The sequence below is a fragment of the Corynebacterium sp. MC3 genome (genome assembly GCF_900099485.1).
GTDB classification, from domain to species: Bacteria; Actinomycetota; Actinomycetes; order Mycobacteriales; family Mycobacteriaceae; genus Corynebacterium; species Corynebacterium pseudogenitalium.
In genome coordinates this window covers 104,507-122,626 of sequence record NZ_LT622815.1, presented here as the reverse complement: position 1 = coordinate 122,626, position 18,120 = coordinate 104,507, and the positions used below count along the sequence as shown (strand labels likewise).

16 protein-coding genes are annotated in these 18,120 nt (G+C 59.7%); 11 read left to right on the top strand and 5 right to left on the bottom strand.

The features are described 5' to 3' along the window. Window positions 1-14: 14 nt before the first annotated feature. Complete coding sequence (locus tag BQ4436_RS07385; protein WP_070362771.1) at window positions 15-647, bottom strand: TetR/AcrR family transcriptional regulator; 633 nt, start codon at window positions 645-647, stop codon at window positions 15-17. Window positions 648-2,313: 1,666 nt separating this feature from the next. Here BQ4436_RS07385 and BQ4436_RS07380 point away from each other — a divergent pair. Beyond that, window positions 2,314-3,216 (top strand): DUF3800 domain-containing protein, encoded by a 903-nt coding sequence (locus tag BQ4436_RS07380; RefSeq protein WP_255366153.1) that lies wholly within the window; start codon window positions 2,314-2,316, stop codon window positions 3,214-3,216. Window positions 3,217-3,257: 41 nt separating this feature from the next. Here the strand turns inward: BQ4436_RS07380 and BQ4436_RS07375 are convergent, their stop codons facing one another. Next, window positions 3,258-4,790: a multicopper oxidase family protein gene (locus BQ4436_RS07375; protein WP_070976178.1), complete on the bottom strand. Its 1,533-nt coding sequence runs from the start codon at window positions 4,788-4,790 to the stop codon at window positions 3,258-3,260. 54 nt (window positions 4,791-4,844) lie between these two features. On the opposite strand from BQ4436_RS07375, the gene BQ4436_RS07370 reads away from it, so the two are divergent. The 7 genes from BQ4436_RS07370 (at window position 4,845) to pth (BQ4436_RS07340) (ending at window position 12,617) form a co-directional block, all read left to right on the top strand. After that, window positions 4,845-6,071, top strand: a complete 1,227-nt coding sequence (locus BQ4436_RS07370) for an MFS transporter (protein WP_070976176.1) — start codon at window positions 4,845-4,847, stop codon at window positions 6,069-6,071. Window positions 6,072-6,137: 66 nt separating this feature from the next. Further along, window positions 6,138-7,577: a bifunctional UDP-N-acetylglucosamine diphosphorylase/glucosamine-1-phosphate N-acetyltransferase GlmU gene (gene glmU / locus BQ4436_RS07365; protein ID WP_071573299.1), complete on the top strand. Its 1,440-nt coding sequence runs from the start codon at window positions 6,138-6,140 to the stop codon at window positions 7,575-7,577. Between the two features lie 9 nt (window positions 7,578-7,586). Continuing rightward, window positions 7,587-8,564 carry a ribose-phosphate diphosphokinase gene (locus BQ4436_RS07360; RefSeq protein ID WP_070362775.1) on the top strand — a complete coding sequence of 326 codons (978 nt, stop codon included), beginning with the start codon at window positions 7,587-7,589 and terminating at the stop codon, window positions 8,562-8,564. A 162-nt stretch (window positions 8,565-8,726) separates the two neighbouring features. Then, window positions 8,727-10,085: an amino acid permease gene (locus tag BQ4436_RS07355; protein WP_070976174.1), complete on the top strand. Its 1,359-nt coding sequence runs from the start codon at window positions 8,727-8,729 to the stop codon at window positions 10,083-10,085. Between the two features lie 33 nt (window positions 10,086-10,118). Continuing rightward, a complete protein-coding gene (hisC, locus tag BQ4436_RS07350; RefSeq protein WP_070976173.1) occupies window positions 10,119-11,183 on the top strand; it encodes a histidinol-phosphate transaminase in 1,065 nt (354 codons plus the stop codon). A 141-nt stretch (window positions 11,184-11,324) separates the two neighbouring features. Then, a complete protein-coding gene (locus tag BQ4436_RS07345) occupies window positions 11,325-11,957 on the top strand; it encodes a 50S ribosomal protein L25/general stress protein Ctc (protein WP_070362778.1) in 633 nt (210 codons plus the stop codon). A gap of 84 nt (window positions 11,958-12,041) precedes the next feature. Beyond that, window positions 12,042-12,617, top strand: a complete 576-nt coding sequence (gene pth / locus BQ4436_RS07340; RefSeq protein WP_070976171.1) for an aminoacyl-tRNA hydrolase — start codon at window positions 12,042-12,044, stop codon at window positions 12,615-12,617. Window positions 12,618-12,623: 6 nt separating this feature from the next. On the opposite strand, the gene BQ4436_RS07335 is transcribed toward pth (BQ4436_RS07340), so the two are convergent. Then, window positions 12,624-13,538, bottom strand: coding sequence for a nitronate monooxygenase (locus BQ4436_RS07335; protein WP_070479309.1), 915 nt, complete (start codon window positions 13,536-13,538; stop codon window positions 12,624-12,626). Window positions 13,539-13,592: 54 nt separating this feature from the next. Here BQ4436_RS07335 and pth (BQ4436_RS07330) point away from each other — a divergent pair, with 54 nt between their 5' ends. After that, window positions 13,593-14,186, top strand: a complete 594-nt coding sequence (pth, locus tag BQ4436_RS07330; protein ID WP_083329493.1) for an aminoacyl-tRNA hydrolase — start codon at window positions 13,593-13,595, stop codon at window positions 14,184-14,186. A 10-nt stretch (window positions 14,187-14,196) separates the two neighbouring features. Here pth (BQ4436_RS07330) and BQ4436_RS07325 read toward each other — a convergent pair whose 3' ends face one another. Further along, window positions 14,197-14,751, bottom strand: a complete 555-nt coding sequence (locus BQ4436_RS07325) for an NADPH-dependent FMN reductase (RefSeq protein WP_070976170.1) — start codon at window positions 14,749-14,751, stop codon at window positions 14,197-14,199. Window positions 14,752-14,882: 131 nt separating this feature from the next. Between BQ4436_RS07325 and BQ4436_RS07320 the strand changes: the two genes are divergently transcribed. Beyond that, a complete protein-coding gene (locus tag BQ4436_RS07320; RefSeq protein ID WP_070976168.1) occupies window positions 14,883-16,529 on the top strand; it encodes a peptide chain release factor 3 in 1,647 nt (548 codons plus the stop codon). On the opposite strand, the gene BQ4436_RS07315 is transcribed toward BQ4436_RS07320, so the two are convergent. Beyond that, window positions 16,526-17,677 (bottom strand): YihY/virulence factor BrkB family protein, encoded by a 1,152-nt coding sequence (locus BQ4436_RS07315; RefSeq protein ID WP_070976166.1) that lies wholly within the window; start codon window positions 17,675-17,677, stop codon window positions 16,526-16,528. The two genes, BQ4436_RS07320 and BQ4436_RS07315, sit on opposite strands and share 4 nt — an antisense overlap. On the opposite strand from BQ4436_RS07315, the gene BQ4436_RS07310 reads away from it, so the two are divergent. After that, complete coding sequence (locus BQ4436_RS07310; protein ID WP_070479302.1) at window positions 17,676-18,119, top strand: hypothetical protein; 444 nt, start codon at window positions 17,676-17,678, stop codon at window positions 18,117-18,119. The two genes, BQ4436_RS07315 and BQ4436_RS07310, sit on opposite strands and share 2 nt — an antisense overlap. The last annotated feature ends 1 nt before the right edge of the window (window position 18,120 follow it).

The window sequence follows — 18,120 nt, the reverse complement described above, 5'->3', positions numbered from 1 at the left end:
TGTCTGTTCTTCCACTACTGTTCCTCCACTTCGTTCGTCATGATGCGGGGCTGTGCCTCCAACCCGCTCAACCCGTTCCAGCACAGGTTCGAAATGTGCGCCGCGACCGTCGCCTTATCCAACCGCGTATCGACGCCCCGTTGGTCCAACCACCACAACGCCGTATTCGACACGGTCCCAACCAGCGCCTGCCCGTACAGTGCCGCCACCGAAGCATCGAGGCCGCGGTGCTCAAACGCACGCTCAAGCAGGTAGGACACCTCCGCAGTCACGCGGTTCAGCACTGTCGAGTACGTTCGTTCACGTCCGAGGATCCTACCGTGCACCAGGATGATAAACCCATCAGTTTCCTCATCGATGTACGTCAGCAGCGCCAACACGCCATTATCAATGCGCTCTCGCCAGCGTCCGTTTTGGATCACTTCGACAATCGTGCGCTCAAACCGCGCCATCTCCTGCGAAACGACGGCGTCGTACAACCCGGTCTTACTGCCAAAGTGTTCGTACACGACGGGCTTCGACACATCTGCACGCAGCGCAATCTCCTCCATGGAGATTCCATCAAATCCACGTTCTGCAAAGGCAGCACGGCCAATTGCGAGCAACTGGTCCCTGCGCTGCGTTCTTGTCATTCGCTGCCGAGCCATGCGTTCTAGCTTAGAGCCCACCCCGGACACAACCCCGACAGCCCGCAAACTGCCAGCTCATCACACTTTTTAACATTTCATTGGGTATCGGTTACACTAGGTCGAGCAGTTCCCCATGGTGTAATCGGCAACACTACGGTTTTTGGTACCGTCATTCTAGGTTCGAGTCCTGGTGGGGAAGCTTTTTATTGCCCCCGTTACCTGGCGCTTTGCCTGGGTTGGGGGTGTTTTTCGTTTTCCAGCGGGGTGAACTGTGGGGCGTTTGAGGGCGTTTGTGGGGGTTTATGTAGTCAAAATGTAGTCACGAAACTGGGTTTAAGGGACATTTTGTGTGTTTTTACGGCGTGTCGCGATAAGGGACATTTTGTGTGTGTTTAGCTGCGTCCAGCCCACCCTTTTCTCACGCCTAAGCTGGGGTTCCACTGCCTATCAATGCCGGTATCGAATTCTTTCGGCCCGTCGACCTCTTCCCGTCGACCTACTCCGGTATACCAACGCAGATCAGCGCAAAATCAGCAGAATAACCCCCAAACCATCCAAATCGCGCTGACCTGGGTTAGTCGACGCAATGAGGTCGACCGGAACGCCCGATACCTCGACGCGACCAGAATCGTGCACGTCAAGGGCTTTGCTCGTCCCCTGGCTATATGCGACCGCCCAACGCACAGGCGGCTGGTTCTAGTCCCCTAGAGCCTTCGATCTCGCTGGGGCCCCTGCGCTACCAGCAGACTCCATACCACACTCCAGACATCATTCGGTGTCGATTTCTCAAAACGGGCGAATGGAACTGTTTTGAAAACCATATCTGGTTGTTGGCCGAGGTCATCCCAGGAAACCAGATAGATTTATACACACAAAATGTCCCTTAAGCCCGAAACTGCACGATTGACTCCGTTTACCGGAAAAGCTATAGTGAAATTGCAGTGGCGGCGCTGAAACACGCGTACCGCGCTAATTCCGGCGGCCAGAGCAAAGCATTGTTCTGGCCGCTGAGCTATCTCGAAGGAACCGCCATGCTCATAGCCTACCTCGATGAATTCGGACACCAGGGCCCCTACATCCGACATGACCATAAAAAGTTTAATAGGGTTAAGCGACAAAATGTGTGCTTTTCTCGGCGTGTCGACTTAAGTGACAAAATGTGTGCTTTTCAGGGGTTGGGATGGGGGGTTGTGGGGTGTTGTGCTGGGGCTATGAGCGTCCTGCCCAGCCGTGTCGGATGGCCCAGGAGGGGTTGAAGTCGGTGTCGATGCCGGTGTCGTAGACTTTCGGCCGGCCGTCGGGTGAGTTGGATTGGTCGCGTTCACGCATGTGTGCCTGGCGGGCGTGTGCGTAGTCTGCGCGCCCAAAGTCTTGCTCGGTTGTGAACGCCAGAGGGGCATTCTGGTGCTGGACGTGCAGGTAGTATCACCGTCCATCATTGCTCGCTGGTGGCGTCTATTGTTGCGGTGGTGATTCCACATGCCAGGCATGGGCCTGTTGTGTTTTCTTTTTCCGTGCTGAGTTGGCTGCTTCACTAGCTGGTTTAACGGCCTGCCGCCATAGCACATCCAACGCCTGAAGTGGTGGACCTTCCGGTCTACGGCAGGGAATCCCGATTCAACGAGCACTGTCCCGCCGTAGGCCCAGGCAGGACCTGGAATCCATATCCAAAAAAGCACACATTTTGTCGCTTAACCCGTTTAATACACACCCAGTATTTGGTTATGCCGGGTATTTGATACCGTCGCACAGCGTTCGGCAATTTGGTGGCTATTTTGAGTACGTAAAAGAACAGCTTCTTGACTGGGAAATTACGCAAGCTAATGCGCATCCAAGACGGTGGGAAAAGAAGGGATCAGCACTCTTTACCACCGCGAATATCCGCGAGTACAAGGATGAAATCAACCCAGCGACTAAGAGGCTGTACCGAAAACTGGGAAATCTTGGTGGTCAACTCTTCTTCTTTGGACAAGAGAAGCCAATTGGCCCAGTCAGCGTCACTAAAGAGACTTCTCAAGAGCGCGAGGAACATTGTTTGATCCAAGCCATCAATAGGCTTGGCAGGATAGCGACGAAAGCCAATGAAGAGCTGCTGGTCATCATGGATGCAACTGATACGGACAACCGTGAACGTGCGGTCGCAACACTTGGCAAAACTATTTACAGCAAAACCAACAAAGATAACCGCAGCATCATTGAAGCTCCGATTCAGGCCGACAGTCACTTATACGGAACTATCCAGTTTGCTGACTGGACGTGTGCGTTGCTCGGACGGCTCACAGACTACCACTTCGCAGAACGGTCACAATTTGCTTGGTCGGTCGACCTCTGTAGAGATGTGTTCAAGCGCTGTTCGCCCTCCAGCAACTCGATTATTTGGAGCAATTCAACCGATCACTCATTGAAGTGCTCTCCAAAGCATCTAATAAACACGACAAAGTTTTGGGAAATCGCTGCGGAGCACGAAGCCAGAAACAAACGCCGTATGCAAGGCAACCAACAAATGCTGCAGCGCATCGTCTCGGCAGGTTCCCCTGACTTACAACGGAAGTTAGACGCCATTCGCGGAGGCAAAGCTTCCAAGTAATTCTTAAACCTTTTCAGGTCGTGGTCTTCCTGGAACTTAGCCTAGTGGTGATGCCCCTCCGGCATCGGCCGCAGGTTCGCCTTCTGCCCAGGCTCAACCATGACGAACTGCCCCATCATCCCTTCATCTTCGTGGAAGAGCATGTGGCAGTGGTACATGTACGCCAAGGTCGGATCCGGGTGCCAGCCGAACTCCACAATGAGGGTGACGGTTGACAGTGGCGGTACATAGATCGTGTCGTGCCAGCCTTCGGTGAATGCGACGTCGCCGTTGTCCACCTTGTCCACCAGGAACCTGGCGTTGTGGACGTGGAAGTTGTGCGGCCAGTCGGAGTTCTCGTTGGTGACGTGCCAGACTTCGGGGCCATTGTGGTCGATGACAAAGTCGACGCGTTCCATATCCATGGATTGCTCGTTGATTTGGAAGCCGTTAAGCCGGAACTCGCGCTCCGGTGCTCCGCTGACATCAGGACGCACCACGGGGACGAGCTGTGCCGGTAGCGCGTCGAGTGCGGTGTCGTGTTCCGGCGCTGCGATCTCGAGCAGGTCGAAGGTGTCTTGCAGGCCAAACCCGTTGGCGACTTCCTCGTCAGGCAGGCCTCCCCCATTGGGGACGCCGTCGCTGCGCAGCATCAGGTCCTTGCCCGCCTCAAGGTCGACGATGATCTCTACCCGCTCGCCAGGGCTCAGCAGTACCGCGTCGGCTTCGATGGGGGCGTCGAGAAGCCCCTGATCTGTCGCGATGATGTTGAACGGCACGCCGAGGCTGAGATGGTGGAAGCGCATCGTTGCACCGTTGAAGATGCGAAGTCGAACACGGCTTGTCGACGCCTCAAAGCGCGGCTTCGTGATACCGTTCACCAGCGGCGTTGTCCCGAGGAGACCATAGGTTGGGTCGATGGTTTCGTCGAGTTGGCCATCCTCAGTGAATTTCGCATCGGTGATGATGACGGGGATGTCGTCGACACCGTATTCCTGCGGCAGGCCGAGCGCGTCGGACGCGTCGTCGGCAACGACAATGCCCCCGGCGAGGCCGCGGTACGCGTGCAGCGCGGAAATCTCGTGCGGGTGCGGGTGGTACCAGCAGGTGGATGCGGCCTGTTCGACCTGCCAGGTCGGTTCCCAGCTCGCGCCAGGATCAAAGATGAGGGCCGGACCGCCATCAGCCGCCGCGGGCAGGTGGAGACCGTGCCAGTGGACCACCGTCGGCTCGTCGAGCTCGTTGTTCACCTTCATCTCGATCGTTTCACCTTGGCGCATGTAGAGCGTGGGCCCAAGCCATGGGCCATTGAAGCCCCAGGTCTTCGTCATGGTGCCGGGTACGATTTCGTACTCGCCTTGCTGCGCGGTGAGTTCAAAGCTGCGCGTGGTGCCGTTAAGCGTGCCCTGTTCCAGCGGCGGGATAGGAAGCGGGCGGGCTTCGGCCTCAGCGCCTTCGGGCGTCGCCTGGCCGGAGCGTACCCCTCCCGGGCCTTCCCCGGCGCACGCCGCCAACAGCGCAACCTGCGTAAACAGTGCGCCTTTAAAGAATGTCCTTCTACTGATGACGTTGCGGTGAGCGCGTGCCGAAGCCATGGGTTCTCCTCTTTCGAATGCGTAAACTCTGCTGCCGACCCTACTATCTTTGGTATGACGTCTCACGAGGAGTACAACGCACGCAGATTCGTGTGGGCCAACGGCTTGCAGGGAATCGGTTACCAAATCGTTGCTACAAAGACAGTATTACCGTGGCTGTTCACAGCTGCCGGGGTACCAGCCCTGTTCACGGCATTCTTGGTACCGATCCGCGAATCAGGCTCAATGCTGCCACAAGCCGCGCTGAGCCCCTGGGTCACGTCGCAGCGTTCGCGAAAATGGGTGTGGTTGGTTGGTTCGTGGGGCCAGGCCGCATCAGCAGGGCTGATCGCGCTCTCTGCGGCGCTGCTCAGTGGCGCTGCCTTAGGCGTTGCGATTGTCATCCTGCTTGCAGCGCTCTCGATCTTCCGTGCGCTGTGTTCAATCTCAGGCAAAGATGTACAGGGACGAACCGTATCGAAGGGTCGCCGTGGTCTCATCACGGGGCGGGCTACCGCGCTGTCTGGCGCCGTCACCCTCGCGATCGGTGTCCTGTTCGCAATTCTCCCGAATGACCTACCCCGATGGGTCCTGGTGACGCTTCTTGCGGCGGGCGCCTCCACGTGGGCGTTCGCCTCCCTGGTTTTCCGCACCATTAAGGAGCCTGAAGAGGAACCCTCGGAGGCCTCCAGCAAGGGGTGGGCACGCCAAACGTGGGACCTGATCAAGGACGACAGGGACCTGCAGAAGTTCCTCATCGTTCGCTCCCTCATGCTGGTCACCGCCTTATCGACGCCATTTATTGTCGTGCTGGCCCAGCAACAGGGCACGAACCTTTCCTCACTCGGCGGCTTCATCCTGGCATCGGGTGGCGCAGCACTCGTTGGTGGAAAGGTCTCCGGTATGTGGGCGGATAAGTCGTCGAAAAACGCGATGGCGTGGGCTGCTGGCGCCGCATCCGTCGTGCTCGTGCTCTTGGTGATGTCCGGGCACTGGCTTACTCCCGAGGCCAACCGCTGGATCATGCCAATCGGGTTTTTCCTGGTCAACTTGGCACACACGACGGTGCGCGTAGGCCGAAAGACCTACCTCGTGGACATGGCGGAGGGCGATCGCCGCACCATGATCACGGGCGCCGCGAACACAGCGATGGGGATCGTCCTGCTGATCGTCGGTGCGATCTCATCAGCGATTTCGACCCTTGGACCTGAAGCAACGCTGCTATTCCTAGCCGCGGTCGGCGCGGTGGGTGTGTGGCGCGCGGCAGGTTTGAAGGATGTGTCTGCAAACTCGCGCGCGTAGCGCGTTATGCTGTTGTGCAGTTGGTTTTATACCTCATTCACCGATGAATTAAGGAGTACCCGTTCAGTGGTAAATCATCCTGAATGCGCCGTCGTAGTCCTCGCCGCAGGTGCGGGCACGCGCATGAAGTCCAGCATCCAGAAAACACTGCACGAGATCGGCGGACGCAGTCTGCTGGCGCACTCGCTGCACGCAGCCAACGCGGTAGGCCCGCAGGAGCTCGTCGCGGTTGTCGGCCACCAGCGCGACCAGGTCTCCCCCGCCGTTGATGCCATCGCCGAAGAGATGGGCCGCAGCATCAAGCAGGCAGTGCAGGAGGAGCAAAACGGCACGGGCCACGCGGTACAGTGCGGGCTTGAGGTCATCCCTGACTTCGAAGGCACTGTCGTTGTCACGAACGGCGATGTGCCGCTCCTGCAGCCATCAACGATCACCGAGCTTATCGACGCCCACAAGGCCACCAGCGCCGCCGTCACCGTGCTGTCGCTCGAGTTCGACAACCCAACTGGCTACGGCCGCATCATCCGCGACGCTTCCGGCAACGTGTTGGAAATCGTGGAGGAAAAGGATGCTAACGAGGAACAGAAGAAGGTCCGTGAGGTCAACTCCGGCGTGTTCGCCTTCGATGCCGCGGTCCTGCGCGATGCACTGACCCGCATCGACGCCAACAACGCGCAGGGAGAGCTCTACATCACCGACGTACTCGGCATCGCGCGCGGCGACGGCAAGGCCGTCAGCGCCTACGTCGCGAAGGACCCTCGCGAGTTGGCCGGCGTGAACGACCGCGTACAGCTCGCCGAGGCCGGCAAGGAACTCAACCGCCGCTTGGTCGAGCGCGCCATGCGCGCTGGCGCCACTGTCGTCGACCCTGCTACGACCTGGATCGGCGTGGATGTTGAGATCGGCCAGGACGTCATCATTCAGCCAAACACGCAGCTGTGGGGCTCAACCGTGATTGGCAACGGCGCGACCATCGGCCCAGACACCACCTTGACGGACATGGAGGTCGGCGAGGGCGCACAGGTTGTCCGCACGCAGGGCTCCCTCTCCGTCATCGGCGCGAACGCGAATGTCGGCCCATTCACGTTCATCCGCCCAGGCACCGAACTTGGCGCGAATGGCAAGCTCGGCGGATTCGTCGAAGCCAAGAACGCAAAGATTGGCGAAGGCTCAAAGGTGCCACACCTGACCTACATTGGCGACGCCACCGTTGGCCGCGAGTCCAACATCGGCGCATCGTCTGTGTTCGCCAACTACGACGGCGTCCAGAAGCACCACACCACGATTGGCGACTACTGCCGAACTGGCTCGGACACGATGTTCGTAGCGCCAGTAACCGTAGGCGATGGCGCGTACACTGGCGCAGGTACGGTGGTAACAAAGGATGTGCCGGCGGGTGCGCTGGCCATCAAGGAGGGCCATCAGCGCAACATCGAAGGTTGGGTTGAGGCCAACCGCCCGGGTACGGACGCAGCGAATGCTGCAAAGAAAGCACGCGAGAACTAAAGGATCACCATGACTGGATATTCCACGGAAAGCCAAAAAGACCTCAAGCTATTTACTGGACGCGCCCACCCTGAGCTTGCGGAGGCCGTCGCAAAGTGTCTGAACATCGAGTTGGTACCGACCACCGCGCGCGATTTTGCGAATGGTGAAATCTTTGTCCGCTTCGAAGAGTCTGTGCGTGGCTCGGACTGCTTTGTGATGCAGTCGCACGCGCAGCCGCTGAATAAGTGGCTGATGGAGCAGCTCATCATGATTGATGCACTCAAGCGTGGTTCCGCAAAGCGCATCACCGCGATTCTGCCGTTCTACCCGTACGCCCGCCAGGACAAGAAGCACCGTGGCCGCGAGCCTATCTCCGCCCGCCTGGTTGCTGACCTGCTCACCGCTGCCGGCGCAGACCGCATCGTGTCCGTGGATCTGCACACGGATCAGATCCAGGGCTTCTTCGATGGCCCGGTCGACCACATGCACGCTCAGCCAATCCTGGTGGACTACATCAAGTCCAAGTACCCGATGGACAACCTCGTGGTGGTCTCCCCTGACGCTGGCCGCGTGAAGTCGGCTGAGAAGTGGGCCAATATGTTGGGTGATGCCCCGATGGCGTTCGTGCACAAGACTCGAGACATCGACGCCGCGAACAAGGTTGTCTCCAACCGCGTTGTCGGCGACGTCGACGGCAAAGACTGCATCCTGATGGACGACATGATTGATACCGGTGGCACCATCGCAGGTGCGGTCGGCGTGCTGAAGAAGGCCGGCGCGAAGTCGGTCGTCATCGCGTGTACCCACGGTGTCTTCTCTGACCCGGCACGTGAGCGTCTGAGCGACTGTGGCGCGGAGGAAGTGATCACGACCGACACGCTTCCGCAGAGCACCGAAGGCTGGAAGAACCTCACCGTGCTTTCCATCGCTCCGCTGCTGGCAAAGACCATTCACGAGATTTTCGAAAATGGCTCGGTAACGACGCTCTTCGAGGGACAGGCATAGCTTTACGCCTCACTTTCGGGATCTCCCCCTTGCGCGCTTCCCCGCGAAGCGGCGTCAAGGGGGTTCTTTGTGCACACCCAACGGTTGTCTGACACACGCAATTGATTAATGTGTGAGGAAGCCTCCGGCTATCCGGCAATCTTTATCGCAAGGAGTACGCCAATGAGCGGCGATGAACAACACCAAGTCACCAGCGATGGTGGCCTGCAGCGCAAGGTGAAAAACCGCCAGCTGCAGATGATCGCATTCGGTTCCTGTATCGGAACTGGCCTGTTTCTTGGTTCTGCGGAATCCATTAGCTATGCGGGCCCAGCGGTCCTGCTCACATTTTTAATTGTCGGGTTCATCGTCTATCTGCTGATGCGCATGCTCGGCGAGATGGCAGTAGCGCATCCTGTCTCAGGCTCGTTCGCGGCCTATGCTCGTGAGTTTATCGGCCCGCGCGCTGGGTTTATCACGGGATGGAACTGGTGGTTTACCACCATCGTGGTGGGCATGATTGAGCTCACCGCGATGGGCACCTTCCTCGACTTCTGGTTCCCTGACATTCCACACTGGCTCACTGCGCTTGTCACGCTTGTCGTTGTGATGCTTGTGAACGCAGCACGCGTGAGCGTGTTCGCAGAGGCCGAGTACTGGCTCTCACTGTTTAAGGTCATTGCGCTGATCCTGATGATCATTCTGGGCGTTGTGCTGGTGCTTGGTCTTGGTCCGGAGCCAGCAGTCGGTTTTGGCAACCTCTTTGTCCACGGCGGATTCTTCCCGAATGGCGCATCTGGTGTGCTGTTCTCCCTGGTAGCGGTGACCTTTACATTCGGCGGCATCATGTCGATCGGCACGGCAGCTGGCGAGACAGAGCACCCGGAGAAGACGATCCCACGCGCAGTGAACTCTGTTATTTGGCGCATTTTGGTCTTCTACATCGGTGGCATGAGCGTCATCTTGCTGCTCGCGCCGTGGGACGAACAGGATATTTCCGCCAGCCCGTTCGTCAGGGTGCTCTCCTCTGTGGGAATCGACAGCGCCGCCCACTTGCTCAACCTTGTTATTTTGGTAGCGGTTGCGTCAGTGTGTAACACAATGACGTACTCGGGAAGCCGTATGCTGCGCGATCTCGCGCGCAATGGCCAGGCGTCCTCATTTTTCGCAGCAACAACCAAAAAGGGGTTGCCGCTTCGCGCTCTGCTGTTCAACGGTTCGCTGATGGGCATTGTGGTCTTCATGAACTACTTCTTTGAGGGTCGTGTGTTCGCCATCCTGCTTGCCATCATCGTCGGCTCCGAGCTGATTACTTGGGCTGCTGTGTGCTTCGCGCACCTGAACTTCCGGAAGACGCACCCCGATGTGTCGTTCCGCGCTCCGTGGTACCCAGTGGCAAACTGGATCTGTGCAGGGTTCTTCATCCTGGTGCTGGTCCTGATGGCATTCCTGCCTGATTACCGCACCGGCCTGTTCGCTCTGATCGGCTGGGTGATCGCGCTTTCAATCATTTGGGCGTTGAAGCCGAAGTCGCGCGCCTAAAATTTTCTATTCTCTACTCAAGGAGCATCCGAGTTGATTCGCAAAGATCTCGATAGCCTTCCGTCCTACGTCCCCGGCCAGAGGAACGAGCGTGCGGTGAAACTTTCCTCCAATGAGATTGCTGAGGGCCCACTGCCCGCAGTAGAGGAGGCGATGGCACAATCACTGCGGTCGGTGAACCGCTACCCGGACATGGGTGCGATGCAACTGCGCGAGGCGATTGCTGCCTCGCTCGGCGTGCGGTCGGAGCAGGTCGCTGTCGGCACCGGGTCTTCAGCGCTGTGCCAGCAGCTGGTGACCATGACCTCGCAGCCGGGCAACGAGGTCGTCTTCCCATGGCGGTCGTTCGAGGCGTACCCGATTTTCGCTCAGATCGCGGGAGCTACGCCGGTTGCAGTGCCATTGACCGCTGACCACCGGATGGATTTGCCAGCGATGGCGGATGCAATTACCCCACGAACTTCCCTGGTGTTTGTGTGCAACCCGAATAACCCGACGGGCACCACAATCACGGAGCGTGAGTGGGCTGACTTCATGGCCCGCGTCCCTCAAGACGTTATCGTCGCGCTGGACGAGGCCTACTTCGAATACAACGCAGCTACCGACTCCCCGCGCGGTGTCGATGAAATTCAGGTGTATCCCAACGTTGTGTGCCTTAGGACCTTTTCCAAGGCGTATGGGCTGGCCGGAGCGCGCGTTGGCTACGCGTTCGGCCAGGAGGAGACGATCGATGCGCTGAATAAGGTCGCCGTTCCGTTTAGTGTGAGCTCGGTGGCACAGGTCGGTGCGCTTGCTTCCTTGTCTTCACAAGACGAGCTCCACGACCGCGTCGCCCGGACGCGCGCGCAGCGTGAGCGGCTGCAGGAGTTCTTCGCTGCATACGGAACTCCCCACTCCGAGGCGAACTTCGTGTGGGTTCCGGCAGAGAGTTTGAACGAATCACCGCAGGAGTTGGCGGCGCAGCTTGCTTCGCACGGGGTGCTTGTTCGCGCCTTTGATGAAGGCATCCGTATTACGGTGACAAACGAGGAAGAAACCAATGCGTGCACTGCCGCCTGGCGGGCGCTTGACAATGGTGGGCGTCGAAACCTAAGCTAGCTGGGTCTCGGCGAGGGCTGATTTTGGCCGTTATCGACGCGATATGTATCTCAGACTTTGGCCTGTGATCACTCGACGAGCAATTTGTCCGTTCAGTGGTCACAGGTTTTTTGTGGCCCAATTACAAAAGGAGTCACAAACATGGCTATTACCCCAGTTGTTGTCCCAGGTCAGAAGCGCGAAGAGTTCGGCAAGGGCGCTGCACGTCGCCTGCGTCGCGACGGCCGTATCCCAGGCGTTCTCTACGAAGCTGGCATCGACAACATCCACTTCTCTGTCGACCGCATCGAGATGACCTCCATCGTGCGCAACGAGGGCGTCAACGCCATTGTTGAGCTGGAGCTCGACGGCGAGAAGCTGCTCGCGATGGTCAAGCACATCGACCAGAACGTGATCACCCTCGATATCGACCACATCGACCTGCTCGGCATTAAGCGCGGCGAGAAGGTTGTCGTCGAGGTCCCTGTTGTCACTGTCGGCGAGGCTCACCCAGACGCAGTCGTCCTGGTCGAGTCCGACCTGATCGAGATCGAGATCGACGCTCTGAACATCCCGGACGAGATCGAGGTCAACATCGATGGCAAGGAGATCGGCGACCTCATCACCGCTGCCGACGTCACGCTGCCTGAGGGCGCTGAGCTGGTGTCCGCTCCGGATCACCTGCTGGTGAACTTCACCTACGAGCAGGTTGACGAGGATCTCGAGGCTGCAGCTGAGGAAGCTGAAGAGGGCGGCGCTGAAGCTGGCGCAGAGTCCACTGAGGAAGCTGAGTAATCCTCCCGCTGCGTTTCACAACGTTTCGACGCCCCGTTCCACATGCGAGCGGGGCGTTTTGCCATCTGTGCCTATGATGTGGGAATGACTGCTTCACCTATCATCGTCGTGGGCCTTGGAAACCCTGGCCCGAAATATGAGGGAACGCGCCATAACGTAGGCGTGCATGTTATCGAGGAGCTCGCGGGCCGAGCAACGATGTCGCCGGCGACGCTTGCGCTGCACAAGCGCACGAATACCCAGGTTGCGGAGCTCGCCGCAGGCAGGCTTCTGGCGGACCGTCGAGTGGTCCTGGCACGTACGCAAAGCTACATGAACGTGTCTGGCGGCCCGGTCAAGGCACTGCTTGACTACTTCGACGCCTCCCCCGCGGACCTTTACGTGGTCCACGACGAGCTTGACCTTCCGTTGGGAGAGGTGAAGCTGCGCACCGGCGGGGGCGACCACGGGCATAACGGGCTGAAGTCAGTGACCCAGTCGCTGTCGAAGCTGAAAAACGGCAAGAACTACAACAAGCTTGCGGTCGGGATTGGGCGCCCGCCGGGCAAGATGCCGCCGGCGGACTTTGTGCTGCGCCAGTTCGCGGCGAAAGAGCAGATCGATGTCGCGATTGCTGTTGCCGATGCGGCCGACGCGTTCATCGCCCACGCGCAGGGTTAAACAGGGTTAACGGGTACCTGCCATCCACGCTTCCACGGCCGCCGCGGGCCCCGTAGGCAAGGTGCCTCGGCGGGCACCGACTAGGCAGTAGTCATTGCTCGAGGTCATGGGGCGCAGGTAGGGGTAGAGTGGCGGCAGATCGGGGTGTTCGTCTGTGAACGCGCTCTGGATACCCCTGGCGACCCGTCCGCTGAACGCCCTGCTGGCAATCGTCGACCGATCGCTTTGGAGAAGCTCTCGGTTGCGCAGGCTCGTTCCGGCTTCGTCCGTCATGAGGAATATGCTGCCGCAGGATACCGCCGTGGCGCCTGCTTCAATGAGGCGATCGACGTCGTAGGGCGTGCGCGCTCCCCCAGCCGCGATGATTGGCACTCTGATGTCCTTGAGCACGCGGACAAGCTCCAGGGTGTCCCGCGGGTCGGGTGTCTCGTTCGGCGACCACGTTGCGCGGTGGCCTCCTGCAGAAATTCCTTGCACCACAAGTGCGTCAACGCCACGCGCGACGGCAACCTTCGCTTCTTCTTCGTTGGTGACGGTCGCCCAGGCCTGCGCGCCGGCGTTGTGTGCGCGTTGAATTTCGCGCTCGGAAAAACACCCAAACGTCGAGGAGACCACTGCAGGGCCAGCCTCGAGCGCAATCGCAAACTTATCCTCGAAGCCACAGCTCAAGTCAACATCCGGCACCTCCACCCCAAGTTCCGCGGCCAGCGCGCGGACGTCACGCTGATCGGGCGCAATCCGCTGTGGCATGAAGAAGTTCACGCCAAAGTTGCCGGTGACCTCCGCAAGTTCTTCGCGGGCCTGCGAGACGCTGCAGGTCCCAAACGCGAGGAACCCAAACGTCACGGCGTTGACAAGGGCCGGCGTGGAGGGTCCTCCCGCCATCGGAGCCGCAATAATCTTCGGTAGCTGCATACCCATACGCTAACGGCTCCCACCGTGAGAATCGAGAGGTTCTGCCTTACACTAGCCTCCGTGTTGAACTTCTTCCGCCGCTTCAAGCGCGCCAACCCCGCCCCTGAGAACATCGACTGGCTCGTAGTTGGGCTGGGCAACCCTGGTACCGAGTACGAGCGGACGCGACACAACGTCGGCTACCTCGTTGTGGATGCGCTCGCGAAATCGCTTCCGGTCATCGCAGGTCGCGATTACTCGTTCGCGGTGAAGGACGGTGTGGCCTACGCCCGCGCGCACACCTACATGAACGAGTCTGGCAAGGCCATCGCTCCGCTCGCCGCGCGCTACAACCTTCCTCCGGAGCGGATCGTGATCGTCCACGACGAGCTGGACCTGCCTCCGGGCAAGGTTCGTTTGAAGCAGGGCGGCAACGAGAACGGCCACAACGGGTTGAAGTCGCTCACGCAGGAGCTCGGGACGCGCGACTACGTGCGGGTGCGCGTCGGCATCGGCAGGCCGCCGGAAGGAAGCGGCATCGCTATCCCCGATTGGGTGCTTGCGGAATTCACAACCACCCCCACTGACGCAATCGCGTTAGCTGCCGATGCCGTCCACGCAATCACCAGCACCGGGCTTGCGCAAGCGCAAAACGAGATCCACCCGCGCAGCTAACCCGGCTCTCCTACTGGGAAGCGTGGTGGTGACGCAAAAACTGTTCCAGCGCATTCAGCATCTTTGTCAGGTCTGTGTTCTTCTGCGGGCGCGGGGTGAGGGTGCCGTTGGTGGCGTCGTCGAAAAGTGAAAGGGCAACTTGGTTGCGCACGTCGAACATCGAAAAGTTTGCGACGATCTGCCGCCAGTGCTCCACCGCGCGAATCGCGCCGTCGGCACTGTATCCAACGAATGCGACGGGCTTCATGGCCCACTCGCCGCTGAGGCTGTCGTAGGCGTTCTTCATCGCGCCAGGCACGGAGTGATTGTGCTCAGGGGTAACGAAGATGTAGCCGTCGCAACTATCGACTGCGCGAGACCATGCGGTAACACGCTCATCGGCGTACTGTTTGTTCGCGCCCCCTGGTAGCGTCGCCGTGTCGAGCAGCGGGACTTGAAACTCCTGGAGGTCAAGGATTTCGTAGGTGATGTCGGGGCTGTTCGCAGCAGCGTCAGCAACCCAGTGGGCAACTTGCTCGCCGAAGCGGCCTTGGCGAATGGATCCGAGCACGATTCCGACTTTCATCACAAACCTCACAGTGTTGCGTTACGTTGACCTATTTCTTTCCCAACCGCGGCGACTATAGCACCGCCCTCCTCACCCTACCTGCCTCCGGTTGTCTATCTCCCCCGCCTTGCGACTACGCTTGAGCACTTATGAGCACGTCTACTGGTACCCGCGCAGAGGCCCACCGTCGCCGCACGTTCGCAGTCATTGCCCACCCCGATGCTGGTAAGTCAACGCTGACGGAGGCGCTCGCGCTGCACGCGCACGTTATTTCGGAGGCAGGTGCGGTGCACGGAAAGGGCAACCGCAAGTCGACGGTCTCCGACTGGATGGACATGGAGAAGGAACGCGGAATCTCCGTAGCGTCCTCGGCGCTCCAGTTCGAGTACCTCCCCGAAGGCTCAGAGGCAACGACGCCGTACATGATCAACCTGGTTGATACGCCTGGCCACGCCGACTTCTCCGAGGACACCTACCGCGTGCTGTCCGCCGTCGATGCCGCTGTCATGCTTATCGACGCCGCCAAGGGCCTCGAGCCGCAAACCCTCAAGCTCTTCCGCGTCTGCAAGGCGCGCGGCTTGCCGATCGTCACTGTAGTCAACAAGTGGGACCGCATCGGTCGCGAACCGCTCGAGCTGGTGGACGAGATTGTCCAGGAGATCGACCTGCAGCCGACGCCGCTGTACTGGCCTGTCGGCGAGGCTGGCGACTTCCGTGGGCTCGCCCACATCAACGCTGACGGCGAGGCAGACAACTACATCCACTTCATCCGTACCGCCGGCGGGTCCACCATCGCGCCGGAGGAGCACTACTCCCCTGATGAGGCCGCCGATCGCGAGGGCGAAACCTGGGAAACCGCCGTCGAGGAGGCCGAGTTGCTCGCCGCTGACGGCGCTGTGCACGACCAAACCCTGTTCGAGCAGTGCGTGACCTCGCCCATCATCTTCGCCTCCGCGATGCTGAACTTCGGTGTCCATCAAATCCTGGACACGCTGTGCGCGATCGCGCCAGCTCCTCAGGGCCGTGACGCCGACCCCAAGGCCGTCGAGACTTCCACCACCGCGATGGATACTCACCGTGACCTCGACGACGACTTTTCCGGTGTGGTGTTCAAAGTGCAGGCAGGCATGGACAAACACCACCGCGACACACTGGCGTTCATGCGCGTCATCTCGGGCGAATTCGACCGCGGTATGCAGGTCACGCACGCCCAAAGTGGCCGTACGTTCTCCACCAAGTACGCGCTGACGGTCTTCGGGCGTAACCGCGACACCGTGGAAACCGCCTTCCCCGGCGACATCATCGGTTTGGTCAATGCCGGATCGCTTGCGCCGGGCGACACGATCTACGCGGGCAAGAAGGTGCAATACCCGCCGATGCCGCAGTTCGCACCGGAACACTTCCAGACGCTGCGCGCTAAGTCTTTGGGCAAGTATAAGCAGTTCCGTAAGGCCCTCGACCAGCTGGATGCGGAAGGCGTTGTCCAGATCCTGCGCAACGACCTGCGCGGCGACGCTGCTCCGGTCATGGCGGCCGTCGGCCCGATGCAGTTCGAGGTCATGCAGGCTCGCATGGAGCTGGAGTACAACGTGGAAACAGTCACGGAACCAATCCCGTACTCGGTGGCCCGCCGGACTGACGCCGAGTCTGCGGAGGCGCTTGGACGCCAGCGCGGCGTCGAGATCTTTACGCGCTCCGACGGCGAGCTGATCGCTCTGTTCGGCGATAAGTGGCGCCTGGCCTTCATCCAGAAGGAGCACCCGAACCTGACGATGGAGCCGCTCGTCGCGGACTAGGCCTCCAGGTCCTTCTCGACGTCGTCATCCTCCTCCTGCGCTTTGAGCGTTGAGGCACTGCGGTCGATCCAGCGCTGCACTTTCAGCCGGAAGTCGACCGCTTTCGTGCTTCTCGGCGGGACCTGAATGATTGTTTTTGCGTCATAGCCGACCTGCAGCTGTTTCACGCGCAGCACTTCCGCGTCGATCTTGACGCCTTCAAGTAGCACGACGTTCATCACCCACACCAGAACAAGCACGGCACCTGCCGTACCGAACGCCCCGTACGCGCTCGAAATCCCGATCGTGCCGATGAACCACGAAAAGCCAAGCCAAATAATGAAAATCGCCGTCAACGCCATCGAAGATCCGAGGGTGAGCAGGCGAAACTTCTCCGGCCGTACGTTGGGCGAAACGTAGTAGAGCACGGAGATCAACGCGATCGCAGTCACGATGATGACTGGGAAGCGGGCGTAATCCCAGACAGGCAGGAAGATCTTTGTCAGGTAATCAACGGTATCTGTCATCCCTAGAGGTTCTGCGATCGGCTGCAGCAGACCGTTCACAATTGACTCGCGCAAAAACGTGCCGACGATGATCACGATCACCCCAAGCACCATTATCAGCGTGGTGACCCACATGGTGAACCACGTGCGGACCAGGTTGCGCCCCTCTATGCGGCCGTACATGACGTTCGCGTTCCGGGAGAAGGACCGCACGTACGCGGATGCGGAAAGAAGCGAGACCACGATCGATACCACCAGCGCAATCGTGCTCTGCGCCGGGGTGCCAATCACCGTCAGGAGGAAGCGCAGGGCCTCATCCTCCAATGCTTCGGGTACATAGAGTGCAATGAAGTCGTCAATGATGTCATTGACGGCGGCCTCGTCACGTGGCAGCAGCAGCGTCGCGATCGAGTAGACCGCCAAAATCATCGGAGCGATAGACAACACGGCGTAATAGGTCAGCGCAGCCGCGCGGTCAAGCATCGCGTCAACGGAGAAGTCTGCAATGACACGCTTGGCCACGTATACCCAGCCCTGCGGCGTCACTCGGTTATCTTTTGTGAACACGTCAGGCCTGTCGCTGTGCTGCGGCACGTGCACGAGTTCGCCGGGACCATAGGGCACGACGTAGTCTGTCGCCGGAGGCGATTCGCTGTGTTCCATGGCGTTTACCCTAGTACAGGGTATCGTGTGCACCATGAGCGTGTTGGGTCAGATCAAGAAATGGTTCGGGGCGGGCGCTGCTCCTGCACTCGCAGAGTACCCGACGGAGTATGAGCGTGTGGAGCTCCCGGTGCTCAAGGTCACGACTGCGGCGCTCTCTCCAGGTTCGGACGAACGATTGGTCGTCGTGACCTCTACACCGGCGGCACTCGCGGAGCTCCAGCGTATCGACGGCCCGCTCCAAATGATCTGCCCCGGCGCGCGCACCGTGACTTGGGTGCCCGTCAAAAAGCCCGCTGTTCCTGTACTCGACCCCAATGCTGGATGGGTCATCCCGCTGACCGCTGAGGCGCGTCAGGAAATCGCTTCGCTGCCGGCGACCGAAGGCGAGCTCGAGCTGCAGACCATGCACCTCGCGTTCATTCTCGAGTCTGTACAGTAAG